The following is a 13,702-nucleotide window of genomic DNA, read 5'->3' on the forward strand; positions in this document are numbered from 1 at the left end:
CTGCCGGGCACCCCCGACAACCGGAGGGACCGACGGATCGCCGGACGGTCGGCAAACCTAGGAGAGCCGGCCCGCCAGCACCGCGTCGGCGACGGCCTCACCCTCGGCGGCAGCGGCCCGGACGGCGGTGCAGCAGTGCGAGATCCAGAGCCCGACCCCGGCCACGTCACCCCGCCCGTAGGCGGCGAGCGCCCCGACGTACGGGGCACTGCCCCCCGCCCCGTGGCCGGCCTCGGTGACGGCGACGCCCGTGGGGTCGAGCCCGCCGGCCTGGACCACCGCGCGGTCGAGCGCGCGGGCGACGACCGCGTTGCCCCGCACGAAGGGCCGCACCCTCGCGAGCTCGGCGTGCACGAGCGCCGCCGCGACGACGACCGGGAGCCCCGGCAGCGCGAGCAGCACCGCGCCCACCTCCCGCAGCCGCTCGGACACCGACCCCGCCGACGGCGCGGGCCCGAGGTCGGCGAGCTCGGCGCACCCCTCCCCCTCCAGCCGCGGCCGCCCCAGCGCGTCGTCCGGCACGAGACCGGCCGCCGCCACCGTGTGCAACCGGGCGAGCGCCTGCAGCGGCGCCGACACGACGAGACCCCGCACGTGCTCGGACTCCGCCGTCGCCCCGACGACCCCGCGCACCACCCGCTCGACCGGGTCCGGGGACTCCGACCAGGTCGCCGCGCCGCGCATCACGTCGCGCACCGCGTCGAGCGGCATCGTGGCCCCCTCGAGCTCGGCACTGGCGAGCGCCCCACGCACGCGCGACTCGGCCGCGGCCTCGGGGATCCGCCGGCGCAGCGCCTGGTGCCACCGCAGCCGGGTGCAGGCCTCGCGGGCCGCCTCGACCTGCTCCGGCACCCCGGGCAGCTCGGCGAGGCGGGCGACCGCCGCCACGGCGGGGGAGGGTGCGGCGGGCATCCGCGCAGCCTAGCCAGCAGGCCGGTCGGCGGGTCGGTCGGCAGGTCCGTCGACCGGCGCGACGAGCCCCTCCGCGGGCACCCGGATGCCCGCCAGCTGGCGCGACCGGGCGACGAGCCGGCCGGTGGAGTCCCACACGTCGGCGTCCTCGACGTAGAACGAGCCGGCGACGACGTCGGCGTGCATCGCGACCCGCAGCCACCCCGAGGCCGGACGCCCGAGCACCTGCCCGGAGAGCTCGAGCGTGGGGGCCCACCCGGCGACCCCGAGGTCGAAGGCGACCGGCATGAGGCAGTCGACGGCGAACGGCAGCATCGCGACGTCGGGCTCGCGCCCGTCGGCCATCCGGACCCACGCGCGCAGCACCCCGCGCCCGGTCGGACGCCCCATCGCGAAGCCGGCCGTCGCGGGGTCGACCCGGATGTCGAGCCGGTCGAGGAGCGCGATGGCCGAGGCGAGCGGGCTGCCGTCGCGTCGGGCCGGCACGCACTCCTCCGGCGGCGGCATGCTCGGCGGTCCCGGGGCCCGGTGCGCGGGCTCGAGCGCCACCGGCGCGTCGCCGAGCACCGCCGTGAGCCGCGCCCGCTCGACCGGCCCGTCCGGCCCCTCCTGCACCAGGCGGACCTGCCCGGTGGACACCGAGCGGCCCTCGCGCAGCAGCTCGGCGTGCACCGACACCGGCCCGGCCTGGGCCGCGGAGAGGAACACGGTGCTCCACGTGAGGACGTCGGGATGCCCCGCCGCGCCGGCCGCCTCGGACAGCGCCCGCGCGCCGAGGGCCATGAGCACCCCGCCGTTCACCGCGTCGCCGATGACCCACCCCTCGCCGAGCACGCCCCGGCCGACCGACTCGCCGCCCCCGACCACCGCCGGGCCGTCGGCCCACGTCAGCCCCAGCGCCTCGTCGAGCTCGCCCACGTCTCCGACCACCTTCCACGCCTGCCGCACCTGACCCCGGTGAGCCTAGGGTGTGCCCCATGACGGGCAGCATCCACTGGCCCACGGCGGTGCTCGTCGCGGTGACGATGCTGCTGCTCTGGCTGGCGGTCTGGCTGCTGCGGCGCAGCCGCCGGCGCGGCTTCATCTCCGAGACCGACCGCGCCACCTACGCGACCCTCCACACCGCCTCGCTCGCCTCCCGCCATCTCGGCGAGGGCCTGACCCCCGAGGCCGCCGAGCGCGCCGGCCGGCACCTGCTCGCCATCCTCGGCGCGCACGCGGTGTCCATCGCGACCCCGGGAAGCGTCCTGTCGTGGACCGGCACCGGCGAGCACCACCGCTCGCTCGCCGTGCCGTTCGGCGAGCGCACCCTCGAGACCGGCCGCACCGTCGCCCACGGCGGCGAGGACGTCGCGTGCTCCGACCCCGACTGCCCCGTGCGGATGGCCGTCACGGCGCCGCTCGTCTCCGACGACCTCGTCATCGGCACGCTCACCGCCTGGACCGAGCACTCCTCCCCCGGCCTGACCCGGGCCACCGAGGAGGTCGCGGCCTGGGTGTCCAGCCAGCTCGCCCTCGCCGAGCTGGCCCGCACCCGCAACCAGGTCGTCGAGGCCGAGCTGCGGGCCCTGCGCGCGCAGATCAGCCCACACTTCATCTACAACTCCCTCGCCGCCATCGCCTCCTTCGTGCGCACCGACCCCGACCGGGCCCGCGAGCTGCTCCTCGACTTCGCCGACTTCACCCGGTACGCGCTGCGCACCGGCGGCACCTTCACGACCCTCGCCGAGGAGCTGCGCAACGTCGAGCGCTACCTCGTCCTCGAGCAGGCGCGGTTCGGCGACCGGCTGAGCGTCTCCCTGCTCGTCGCGCCCGAGGTGCTCCCGGTCTCGCTGCCCTACCTCGCCGTCCAGCCGCTCGTCGAGAACGCCGTCCGGCACGGCCTCGCGACGAAGGAGGGCACCGGGCACGTGACGATCACCGCGACCGACCTCGGCGCCGAGGCCGAGATCGCCGTCGAGGACGACGGCGTCGGCACCGACCCCGAGCGCGTGCGCACCATCCTCGACGGCGCCCGGGCCACCGACTCGGTCGGCCTCGGCAACGTCGACGCCCGGCTCCGGCAGGTCTACGGCGACGAGTTCGGGCTGGTCGTCGAGACCGCCCCGGGCGCGGGCACCAAGGTGTCCTTCCGTGTGCCGAAGTTCGCACCCGGCGTCCACGCACAAGCCTGACGCCGGGGTCGTAGGCTGCCCGGCATGTCCACCGACCAGGGGATGGTCGTGCTCGTCGTCGACGACGAGCTCCCCGCCCTGTCCGAGCTGGGCTACCTCCTCGGCCGCGACCCGCGCGTCGCCGAGGTCCTCACCGCCTCGAGCGGCACCGACGCCCTGCGCCTGCTCGACGCCCGCGACGTCGATGTCGTCTTCAGCGACATCTCGATGCCCGGCCTCGACGGGATGGCCCTCGCGCGGGTCATCTCGCGGTTCGCGGTCCGGCCGCAGGTCGTCTTCGTCACCGCCCACGAGCGGCACGCCGTCGACGCCTTCGCCCTCGACGTCACCGACTACGTCATGAAGCCGGTGCGCGAGGACCGCATCGCCGAGGCGGTGCGCCGGGTCGTCGAGCAGCGCGAGCGCGGCGGCGCGCGCCCACCCTCCGAGCCGGCCGCGCCGCCGGTCGAGGACGAGACGATCCCCGTCGAGCTCGGCGGCGTCACGCGCTTCATCACCCGCAGCCAGATCCGGTACGCCCAGGCGCACGGCGACTACGCACGGCTGCACACCGACGCCGGCAGCCACCTCGTCCGGGTGCCGCTCAGCGTCCTCGAGGAGCGGTGGGCCGAACACGGGTTCGTCCGCATCCACCGCAGCACCCTCGTCGCGCTCCCCCACGTCAGCGAGGTCCGGATGGACCACGGCCGCTGCTCGGTGCTCGTCGGCGCCGTCGAGCTCCAGGTGAGCCGCCGGCACACCAAGGAGCTGCGCGACACCCTCCTGCGCCGGCCGCTCGGCGACCGCCGGCCGGCCGGCTGAGGCCCGCGGGCACCCGGTCGTGAGCACCTCCCCGTCGCCGCCCGAGCGGGTCCGCGTCACGAGCTCGCGCCGCGGCGCCGTGCCCCACCGCGCCCGGCCGGCCGCGCGCGAGATCGACGAGCAGACCGAGCTCGGCGACGTCTACCTCGACGGCCTGATGCGCGCCCAGCTGCGGCTCTCGGTCGCCATCCTCGCCCTCATGGTCGTCGGGCTCGCGGCCCTGCCGGTCGTCCTCGCGCTCGTCCCGGCGACGCGCTCGACGACGCTCTTCGGCATCCCCTTCCCGTGGGTCGTCCTCGGGGTGGCCGTCTACCCGGCCGCCTGGGTGCTCGCCCGCTGGTACACCCGGCAGAGCGAGCGCATCGAGTCCGACTTCGCCGAGGTGGTCGACGAGCCGTGAACCATCCCCTGTCCCTCGCCGCCGTCGTGCTCGTCTGCCTGACGACGCTCGCCGTCGGCGGCCTCGGGCTGCGCCTCTCGCGCCGCACGAGCGACTTCTACGTCGCGGGCCGCACCGTCTCACCGCGGCTCAACGCCTCGGCCATCGGGGGCGAGTACCTCTCGGCGGCGAGCTTCCTCGGCGTCGCGGGGCTCGTCTACGGCGCCGGGGTCGACATGCTCTGGCTGCCCGTGGGCTACACCCTCGGCTACCTCGTGCTCCTCGTCATGGTGGCCGCCCCGATGCGCCGCTCGGGCGCCTACACGCTCCCCGACTTCGCGGAGGCCCGGCTGGGGTCGCGGGCCATCCGGCTCGTCTCGTCGGTGCTCGTCGTCGCCATCGGCTGGCTCTACCTCGTCCCGCAGTTCCAGGGCGCGAGCCTCACCCTGACCCTCGTCACCGGCGCGCCCTCGTGGGTCGGCGGGTTCGTCGTCATGGTCGTCATCGCCGCCGCCGTCGGCGCGGGCGGGATGCGCTCGATCACCTTCGTCCAGGCCGTGCAGTACTGGGTCAAGCTCACCGCGCTCGCGGTGCCGGCGTTCGTCCTCCTCCTCCTGTGGTTCCGCGACGGCCACCCCGCCCCGGTCGTCCCGCCGGACTGGAACGTGCCGCTCACGCCGACCGGGCCGGGCGACCACCCGACGTACCGCACGGCGTCGACCGTGCTGGCCCTCTGCCTCGGCACGATGGGCCTGCCGCACGTGCTCGTCCGCTACTACACGAACCCCGACGGCGTCGGGGCCCGGCGCACGACGGTCACGGTCATCGCCCTGCTCGGCACCTTCTACCTGCTGCCGCCGGTGTACGGGATGCTCGGCCGGGTCGCCTTCCCGGTGCTGCCGGAGGGTGTGCGCTCCGACTCGGTCGTGCTCCGGCTGCCGGGCGACCTCGTCGGCGGCCTCGGGGGCGACCTGCTCACGGCGATGCTCGCCGGCGGCGCGTTCGCCGCGTTCCTCTCGACCGCGTCGGGCCTGGCGATGTCGGTCACCGGCGTCCTCGACCAGGAGGTGCTCCGGCCCCGGCTCGCCCGCTTCACCGGCGGCGACGCGCCCGGCGTGCGGGGCTTCCGGTACGCGGCGGTGGCGGCGGTCGTCATCCCCTACGTGCTGAGCCGGGTCACCGAGCCGCTCGGCGTCGCGACGACCGTCGGCCTCGCCTTCGCCGTGGCCGCCGCGACCTTCGCCCCGCTCATCATCCTCGGCGTCTGGTGGCGGCGGCTCTCGACGACCGGTGCGATGGCCGGGCTGCTCGTCGGGGGCGTGGCGACCACGGCCTCGCTCGGCACGACGATGGCCCGCGACGACCTCGGGGGCTGGCCTGCCGCCCTGCTGGCCAACCCCGCCCTCTGGGCCGTGCCGCTGGCCTTCGCGGTGGCGGTCGTCGTCTCGCTCGCGACGCCAGGGCGCATCCCGGCGTCGACCACGCGCACGCTCGTGCGGCTGCACACGCCGGAACGGGTCCGGTTGGCGCGCAGCCGCATCCGCGACTGACCGCCTGGGTCGACCCTCCGGCCGACGCCTCAGGCGACGGCGTCGCGCCCGGCGACGAAGGCCTCGACGCAGCGCCGCACGTCCTCCTCGGAGTGCGCGGCCGAGAGCTGCACCCGGATGCGCGCCTTCCCCCGCGGGACGACGGGGAAGCTGAACGCGATGACGTAGACGCCGTGGGCGAGCATGTGGTCGGCGATGCGGGTGGCCTGGCGGGCGCCGTCGTCGCCGGGGAACATCACCGGGACGATGGGGTGGCTGCCCGGCAGCAGGTCGAAGCCGGCCTCCTCCATCAGCTCACGGAAGAGGGATGCGTTGCGCCGCAACGTCTCCCGACCCTCGCCCGAGGAGGCGACGAGGTCGAGCGCGGCGAGCGAGCCGGCCACGACCGCCGGGGCCACGGAGTTCGAGAAGAGATACGGCCGGGAGCGCTGGCGCAGCAGCTCGACGACCTCGCGGTGGCTCGAGACGTAGCCGCCGGACGCGCCGCCGAGGGCCTTGCCGAGGGTGCCGGTGACGATGTCGACGCGGTCGCGCACGCCGAACAGCTCGGGGGTGCCGCCGCCGTGCTCGCCGACGAACCCGACGGCGTGGCTGTCGTCGACGAGCACCATCGCCTCGAACTCGTCGGCGAGGTCGCAGATCTCGTCGAGGGGCGCGTACGAGCCGTCCATCGAGAAGACGCCGTCGGTGACGACGACGGTGCGCCGGGCCCCGGCCGCACGGGCGGCCTCGAGCTGGGCGCGCAGGTCGGCCGTGTCGGCGTTCTTGTACCGGTACCGCGCGGCCTTGGAGAGCCGGATGCCGTCGATGATCGAGGCGTGGTTGAGCTCGTCGGAGACGATGGCGTCCTCGGCCCCGAAGAGCACCTCGAAGACACCGCCGTTGGCGTCGAAGCACGACGAGTAGAGGATCGTCGCCTCGGTGCCGAGGAACTTCGAGAGCCGCCGCTCGAGCTCGGTGTGCTGGGTCTGGGTGCCGCAGATGAAGCGCACCGACGCCATCCCGAAGCCCCACGTGTCGAGGGCGGCCTTCGAGGCGCCGACGACGTCGGGGTGGTCGGCGAGGCCGAGGTAGTTGTTGGCGCAGAAGTTCAGCGACTCCCCGCCCGTCGTGCCGACGTGCGCCGACTGCGGCGTCGTCAGCTCGCGCTCGTGCTTGGCGAGACCGGCGTCCTCGATCTCCTGCAGGGTCTGCGCGAGCTGGTCCTTCACGGCGCCGTACACGGGTCCTCCTCGGGTCGGGTGGGCGTCGGGGTCGCCGACCGAGCCAGCCTAGGCCCGCGGTCGGTGGCAGGGCTCCTCGGTGCACCGGGCGGGCGGCATCCCCGACCCGCGACCACCCCGCACGTGCGCGGTTATCGCTGTCGCGCTCCCGGTCGGACAGCGATAACCCCGCACGTGCGGGGTTGCGGGAGCCCGCGGCGCGCCCGCCGGGCCCTCAGCTCCAGTCGAGGACGACCTTGCCGCCGTGCCCGGACCGGGTCTCGGCGAACGCGGCCTCCCACTGCTCGGCGGGGTACCGGCCGGTGATGACCGACGACACCGCCGCCCGCAGCTCGGCGGACGTCGCGAGCATCGAGCCCATGAGGTACCAGGTCTCGAACATCTCGCGGCCGTAGATGCCGCGCAGCGTGATCATGTGCGTGATGACCCGGCCCCAGTCGATGGCGTAGCGGTCGGTCGGCAGCCCGAGCAGCGCCACCCGTCCGCCGTGGTTCATGTTGGCCAGCAGGTCCTCGACGGCCGGCGGCGCCCCGGACATCTCCAGCCCGATGTCGAAGCCCTCGGCCATGCCCAGGGCGCGCTGGGCGTCGCGCAGCGTCTCCCCGCGCGAGACGTCGACGACGTGGTCGGCCCCGGCCGCCCGGGCCAGGGCCAGCCGCTCCGCCGACAGGTCGGTGACGGCGATGCGGCGGGCTCCGGCGTGCCGGACGATCGCCGTCGCCATGACCCCGATCGGGCCGGCGCCGGTGACGACGACGTCCTCGCCGACCACCGGCCACTGCAGCGCCGTGTGCGTCGCGTTGCCGAGCGGGTCGAAGACCGCGCCGAGGTCGGGGTCGAGGTCGGCCGGCTGCACCCACGCGTTGGTCGCCGGGATGACGACGAAGTCCGCGAACGCCCCGTCGCGGTTCACCCCGACGCCCACGGTGTTGATGCACAGGTGCCTCCGCCCGGCGCGGCAGTTGCGGCAGGTGCCGCAGACGATGTGCCCCTCCCCCGAGACCCGGTCGCCGACGGCGACGTGGTCGACGTCGTCGCCCACCTCGACGACCTCGCCGAAGAACTCGTGGCCGAGGGTCAGCGGCGCCTGCACGGTCGCGGCCGCCCACTCGTCCCACTGCTCGAGGTGCAGGTCGGTGCCGCACAGGCCGGCCCGCAGCACCCGCACCTTGACGTCCTTGGGCCCGCACTCCGGCTCCGGCACCTCGACGAGCGACAGACCCGGACCGGCGGAGACCTTCCTCAGCGCACGCACGGCGCCCATCATGCCGGGCCCGCCGTTCGTCGCACCACGGGGCCCGTTCGGCGCACTGTGACCCACCGCACACCGTGGCCGCGACCCCGCCCGCCGACGGACGACACCGCCCGGCGCGGGGCCCGGCGCGGGGTCTCGCCACAGGTCAGGGGCCCGCAGGACCCTTGGGGCGACCCGGGCGCACCGCCCGGTCCCGACCCTGGAGGTGACCGTGAGCAACGACGCTCGCACGCAGCAGGAGGACGCCTACCTCGCGCTGCAGTCCACCGACGAGTTCCAGGCGCTGCGCAAGAAGTTCCGCGGGTACGTCTTCCCGATGACCGGCTTCTTCCTCGTCTGGTACTTCGTCTACGTCCTGCTGTCGATCTTCGCCACGGACTTCATGGGCACGAAGATCGCCGGCAGCAACATCACCGTCGGCCTGATCTTCGGGCTCGGCCAGTTCGTCACGACGTTCGCCATCACCTTCATGTACTCCCGGTGGGCCACGCGTGAGTTCGACCCGGCGGCCGATGCCCTCGGCGCCAAGCTCGACGGCGTGAAGGAGCACTGACCATGGCCCTGACCCTCCTCCCCGCGGCCGACGCCGCGACGAGCGTCGGCACCCCGGCCCTCAACATCGGCATCTTCGCGGCGTTCGTCGTCGTCACCCTCGTCATCGTCATCCGGGTGGCCTCGGGCAAGAAGACGGCCGAGCAGTACTACACGGCCGCCGGCGCCTTCAACGGTCGCCAGAACGGCATCGCGATCGCCGGTGACTACCTGTCGGCGGCCTCGTTCCTCGGCATCGCCGGCGCCATCGCCCTCCAGGGCTACGACGGCTTCCTCTACTCGATCGGGTTCCTCGTCGCGTGGCTCGTGGCGCTGCTCCTCGTCGCCGAGCTGCTGCGCAACACCGGCCGGTTCACGATGGCCGACGTCCTCAGCTACCGCCTCAAGCAGCGCCCGGTGCGCATCGCGACCGCCATCTCGGTCATCGCCGTGTCGTTCTTCTACCTGCTCGCCCAGATGGCCGGCGCCGGGGGCCTGGTCTCCCTGCTGCTCGGCGTGAGCGGCGAGGCGGCGCAGAACCTCGTCATCGCGATCGTCGGCATCATCATGATCGCCTACGTCCTCATCGGCGGGATGAAGGGCACGACCTGGGTGCAGATCATCAAGGCCGTGCTGCTCATCACGGGCACCTTCGTCATGACGGTCTGGGTGCTCGGCAAGTACGGCTTCAACCTCTCCGGGCTCTTCCAGGCCGCGGCCGACAACTCGCCGAAGGCCGGTGAGAAGCTGTTCGAGCCGGGCCTGAAGTACGGCAAGAACATGACGACGAAGATCGACTTCATCTCGCTGTCGATGGCCCTCGTCCTCGGCACCGCCGGTCTGCCGCACGTGCTCCAGCGCTTCTACACGGTCCCGACGAGCAAGCAGGCCCGCAAGTCGGTCGAGTGGGCCATCTGGCTCATCGGCGGCTTCTACCTGCTCACCCTCGTCGTCGGCTACGGCGCCGCGGCCCTCGTCGGCCCGACCGCCATCAACGCGGCCCCGGGCAAGGCGAACTCGGCGGCCCCGCTGCTCGCCTACGAGCTCGGCGGGTCGGTGCTGCTCGGCCTCATCTCGGGCGTCGCCTTCGCGACGATCCTCGCGGTCGTGGCCGGCCTGACCATCACGACGTCGGCGACCTTCGCCCACGACCTCTACAAGGAGGTCTTCAAGCGCGGGCAGACGACGCAGGAGCAGGAGGTGCGGGTCGCCCGCATTGCCGCGGTCGTCATCGGCGCGGTCGCGATCCTCGGCGGCATCTTCGCGAAGAACCAGAACATCGCGTTCCTCGTGGCCCTCGCCTTCGCCGTCGCGGCGAGCGCGAACCTGCCGACGATCCTGTACTCGCTGTTCTGGAAGGGCTTCAACACCCGCGGTGCGCTCTTCTCGATCTACGGCGGGCTCGTCAGCTCGATCGTGCTCATCGTGTTCAGCCCCGTCGTCTCGGGCAAGGCACCGGTCGCGCCGGCCACGGTCAGCGCGTCGATGATCACCGACCCCACGGTCGACTTCCACTGGTTCCCGCTCGACAACCCGGGACTGGTCTCCATCCCGCTCGCGTTCTTCCTCGGCTGGCTCGGCTCGGTGACGAGCAAGGAGCACAACGCCGCGAAGTACGCCGAGATGGAGGTCCGGGCCCTCACCGGCCACGGCGTCGCGGAGGCGATCGACCACTGACCGGGTGCCGGCCGGGGACGACCCGGCCGGCACACCCCGACGGCACCGGCCGCGGAGCGGGAGCACCCCTCCGCGGCCGGTGCGTGTCCGGGCTCAGGTCCGCTCGCGACCCGGGGCGAGCAGGAGGACGAGCAGCGCCCCGACGGCCACGACGACCGCCCCGATCGTCAGCGCCTGACCGACCCCGGTGACGAAGGCGTCGCGGGCGCCCGCCACGACATCGGCGGCGCGCGGCCCGAGGGCGGACAGCCGCGGCGAGCGGGTCGCGGCCACGGAGGCCGTGAGCGCCTCCCGGGCCGGCGCCGGGAGGCCCTGGACGACCGGCGCGACCGCGTCACGGTAGGCGGCGGTGAGCGCGGCCCCGAGCACGGCGATGCCGAGGGCCGACCCGAGCTCGCGGGCGGTATCGTTGACGGCGGAGGCCACGCCCTGCTTGCTCGCCGGCAGCGCCTCGGTGATGGCGGTCGTCGCCGGCGTCCCCGCCAGGCCGGCGCCCGCGGCGAAGAGGACCAGCCCGGCGACGAACGGGGCGTAGGAGAAGTCGGTGCCGAGCCGGCCCATCGTGAACAACCCGAGGGCGAGCAGCCCGAGGCCGACCGCCCCGACCCGGCGGAACCCGAGCCGGGCGGCGACGTGGGGCGCTCGGCGGGCCGTCGGGATGAGGACCAAGGGCAGCGGGAGGAGCCGCAGGGCCGCCTCGAGGGGCGAGTAGCCCGCGACGAACTGCAGGTACTGGAGCATCGCGAAGAAGAAGCCGAACATCGCGAAGAACTGCAGCGTGATCGACAGCGACCCGGTCGCGAAGCCCCGCTCCCGGAACAGGCGCGGGTCGAGGAGGGGGTCGCTCGTGCGCAGCTCCCAGCCGACGAAGGCGACGAGGGCGAGGACGCCGACCGCGAGGGCCGTGACGGTCAGCGCGTCGCCCCAGCCGCGCTCGGCGCTCTCGATGATGCCGAGGACGACGCCGGAGACGGCGACGAGGGAGAGCAGGCCGCCGACGACGTCGAGCCGCCCGCGCGCGGCCTCGCGCGACTCCGGCACGACCGCGAGCACCCCGACGAGGGCGACGGCGGCGAGCCCGACGTTGAGCGCGAAGAACGAGTTCCAGGCGAACCACTCGAGGAGCAGGCCGGTGCCGAAGAGCCCGAGCACCGCGCCGCCACCGGCGATCCCGACCCAGACCCCGATGGCCCGCGGCCGCTCCTCCTCCGGGAACGAGGTGGTGATGACCGAGAGCGTCGTCGGCATGATGCCCGCCGCCCCGAGACCCATGAGGGCCCGCAGCCCGATGAGCGTGGAGGGGTCCTCGGTGGCGAGCGCCCCCGCCGCGGCCAGGCCGAAGACGACGAGCCCGGCGACGAGCACCCCGCGCCGGCCGAACCGGTCGCCGAGCGCGCCGGCGAGGAGGAGGAGCCCGGCGAAGACGACGGTGTAGGAGTCGACGACCCAGGTGAGCTGGGTCTGGGTGGCGCCGGTCGCCGTCGCGAGCTCGGGGAGGGCGACGTTGAGGCCGCTGACCGCCGACACCACCGTCATGAGGGACAACCCGACCGTCGCGAGGACGACCCGGCGGCGGCGCGGGTCCGCGATGACCGTCACCGCCTCTTTCTCAACACGCGTTGAACTCAACATGCGTTGAGTTATGCCATGCTGGAGCCATGGCTGTCAAGGGCGGGGGGCGGGGGCGTCCCGCGACGGGGGGCTCGGGGCGACGACCGGGGCGCCGGGCCGGCGAGCCCGACACCCGCGGCGCCATCGCCGATGCGGCCCGGAAGCACTTCGCGGACAAGGGTTTCGCCGGCGCCACGCTGCGAGCCATCGCCGCGGAGGCCGGCGTCGACGCCGCCCTCATCGTCCACTTCTACGGGTCGAAGCGCGAGCTGTTCCTCGCCGTGCTCGAGCTCCCCGCACCGGCGGTCTCGCGGGTGGGCCAGGCCCTCGACGGCCCCCTCGAGTCGCTCCCCGAACGGTTCGGTGCCGCCGTCGCCTCGGTCCTGTCCGACCCGGACCTCAGCCGGCGGATGGAGGCGATGCTCCGGACGGCCGCTTCCGAGCCGGACGCCGCAGCCACCATCCGGGCGGCCCTGGAGGAGGCGGTGCTGCGGCCGATGACGGCCCGCCTGCGCGAGCTGCCCGGGGTCGACGACACGGAAGCAGCCCTGCGCGCGACGATGATCGGCAGCGGGGTCGCAGGCCTGCTCTTCGGCCGGCGGGTCATCGGCATCGAGCCCCTGGCCTCGGCCGACCCCGAGCGCATCGCGCGGCTGCTCGCCCGGGCCGTGCGCGCCTACCTCACTCCGCCCCCCGCCTGACGCCGGCGCACCCCGGCCGGAGGAGCACCCGACGGTCCGGGCCCTGCGCCTCTGGTCACCAGGTCCCGGTCGGCGTATACCGGGGGTGAAGGAGGTCGCCATGACCAGGACCAGACCCACGACGCACGACACCGCCCACCGCCACACCCGCCGCCGGGTCGCCGCCCTCGGGGCCGCCGTCGCCGTGGCGGCCCTCCCGGGCCTGGCCGTCGCCCCCTCGGCGCAGGCCGCCTCGTGCGCGGTCACGTGGGGCTCGCTCGCGAAGACCTCCGCCCCGCTGGCCACCGGCCGCGTCGCGGGCGTGCGGGCGGGCCACCACGCCTGCTACGACCGGCTCGTCGTCGACATGACCGGTCGAGCACCGGGCTACGACGTGCGCTACGTCGGCACCGTGCGGGCCGAGGGCTCGGGGAAGCCCGTCCCGGTCGCCGGTGGCGCCCGGCTGGCCGTCGGCATCCACAAGGGCGCGACGAGCGTGCCGGCGATGCCGTCGGTCGCCGGCGACCCGACGTTCCGGCAGGTCCGCTGGGCCGGCTCGTTCGAGGGCTACACGACCCTCGCGCTCGGCGTGCGGGCCCGGCTGCCGTTCCGGGTCTTCACCCTCCCGGGGACGACGGCCGGCACGAGCCGGCTCGTCGTCGACGTCGCGCACCACTGGTGACCCCCGACTTCGTGGGGGGCCGTGCGCCCCCCCCCCCCGCCGGAAGGGGTGTGGGGGGGGGGCGGCCCCCCCCAGGGGGGGGGGGGGGGGGGCCGGGGGGGGGGGCGCCCGGCGGGGGCGCCCGGGGCGCGCCGGGGGCGCCGGGACCGGCCGCCGTCTCGTCGTCGGGGTCGGCCACCGCGCCAGCGAACTGCGCGGCGTGCAGCCGCGCGAACGCTCCTCCGGCG

13 protein-coding genes are annotated in these 13,702 nt (G+C 74.7%); 8 read left to right on the forward strand and 5 right to left on the reverse strand.

Annotation, left to right across the window (positions count from 1 at the left end; genetic code table 11):
- Positions 1-57 precede the first annotated feature (57 nt).
- Both JQN70_RS13255 and JQN70_RS13260 read right to left on the reverse strand, forming a co-directional pair.
- The gene (locus JQN70_RS13255) at positions 58-912 is read right to left on the reverse strand and encodes a Fic family protein (RefSeq protein WP_204131827.1); all 855 of its coding nucleotides are present in this window, start codon (positions 910-912) and stop codon (positions 58-60) included.
- Positions 913-921: 9 nt separating this feature from the next.
- Positions 922-1,830 (reverse strand): thioesterase family protein, encoded by a 909-nt coding sequence (locus tag JQN70_RS13260; RefSeq protein ID WP_307835975.1) that lies wholly within the window; start codon positions 1,828-1,830, stop codon positions 922-924.
- A gap of 59 nt (positions 1,831-1,889) precedes the next feature.
- Between JQN70_RS13260 and JQN70_RS13265 the strand changes: the two genes are divergently transcribed.
- Genes JQN70_RS13265 through JQN70_RS13280 form a run of 4 tightly spaced genes read left to right on the forward strand, consistent with a single transcriptional unit; the run spans position 1,890 to position 5,816 of the window.
- Positions 1,890-3,086, forward strand: coding sequence for a sensor histidine kinase (locus tag JQN70_RS13265; protein ID WP_204131828.1), 1,197 nt, complete (start codon positions 1,890-1,892; stop codon positions 3,084-3,086).
- Positions 3,087-3,110: 24 nt separating this feature from the next.
- Positions 3,111-3,887 (forward strand): LytR/AlgR family response regulator transcription factor, encoded by a 777-nt coding sequence (locus tag JQN70_RS13270; protein ID WP_239111564.1) that lies wholly within the window; start codon positions 3,111-3,113, stop codon positions 3,885-3,887.
- Positions 3,888-3,906: 19 nt separating this feature from the next.
- Entirely contained in the window at positions 3,907-4,287 is a 381-nt protein-coding gene (locus tag JQN70_RS13275) for a DUF485 domain-containing protein (RefSeq protein WP_204131829.1), read from the forward strand.
- The gene (locus tag JQN70_RS13280) at positions 4,284-5,816 is read left to right on the forward strand and encodes a sodium/solute symporter (protein WP_204131830.1); all 1,533 of its coding nucleotides are present in this window, start codon (positions 4,284-4,286) and stop codon (positions 5,814-5,816) included. The genes JQN70_RS13275 and JQN70_RS13280 overlap by 4 nt, the downstream gene beginning before the upstream one ends.
- A 29-nt stretch (positions 5,817-5,845) precedes the next feature.
- On the opposite strand, the gene JQN70_RS13285 is transcribed toward JQN70_RS13280, so the two are convergent.
- Together JQN70_RS13285 and tdh are read right to left on the reverse strand one after the other, a co-directional pair.
- The gene (locus JQN70_RS13285) at positions 5,846-7,039 is read right to left on the reverse strand and encodes a glycine C-acetyltransferase (RefSeq protein WP_204131831.1); all 1,194 of its coding nucleotides are present in this window, start codon (positions 7,037-7,039) and stop codon (positions 5,846-5,848) included.
- Between the two features lie 214 nt (positions 7,040-7,253).
- Positions 7,254-8,294: an L-threonine 3-dehydrogenase gene (tdh, locus tag JQN70_RS13290; RefSeq protein WP_204131832.1), complete on the reverse strand. Its 1,041-nt coding sequence runs from the start codon at positions 8,292-8,294 to the stop codon at positions 7,254-7,256.
- Between the two features lie 211 nt (positions 8,295-8,505).
- On the opposite strand from tdh, the gene JQN70_RS13295 reads away from it, so the two are divergent.
- Positions 8,506-8,847, forward strand: coding sequence for a DUF485 domain-containing protein (locus tag JQN70_RS13295; RefSeq protein WP_204131833.1), 342 nt, complete (start codon positions 8,506-8,508; stop codon positions 8,845-8,847).
- 2 nt (positions 8,848-8,849) lie between these two features.
- Entirely contained in the window at positions 8,850-10,502 is a 1,653-nt protein-coding gene (locus JQN70_RS13300) for a monocarboxylic acid transporter (protein ID WP_204131834.1), read from the forward strand.
- 93 nt (positions 10,503-10,595) lie between these two features.
- Here the strand turns inward: JQN70_RS13300 and JQN70_RS13305 are convergent, their stop codons facing one another.
- Entirely contained in the window at positions 10,596-12,101 is a 1,506-nt protein-coding gene (locus JQN70_RS13305; RefSeq protein ID WP_204131835.1) for an MFS transporter, read from the reverse strand.
- A 59-nt stretch (positions 12,102-12,160) separates the two neighbouring features.
- Between JQN70_RS13305 and JQN70_RS13310 the strand changes: the two genes are divergently transcribed.
- Positions 12,161-12,814 carry a TetR/AcrR family transcriptional regulator gene (locus JQN70_RS13310; protein ID WP_204131836.1) on the forward strand — a complete coding sequence of 218 codons (654 nt, stop codon included), beginning with the start codon at positions 12,161-12,163 and terminating at the stop codon, positions 12,812-12,814.
- A 100-nt stretch (positions 12,815-12,914) separates the two neighbouring features.
- Positions 12,915-13,475 (forward strand): AMIN-like domain-containing (lipo)protein, encoded by a 561-nt coding sequence (locus tag JQN70_RS13315; RefSeq protein WP_239111566.1) that lies wholly within the window; start codon positions 12,915-12,917, stop codon positions 13,473-13,475.
- Positions 13,476-13,702 lie beyond the last annotated feature (227 nt).

Origin of the sequence: Phycicoccus sonneratiae, assembly GCF_016887965.1 — a bacterium.
GTDB classification, from domain to species: domain Bacteria; phylum Actinomycetota; class Actinomycetes; order Actinomycetales; family Dermatophilaceae; genus Phycicoccus; species Phycicoccus sonneratiae.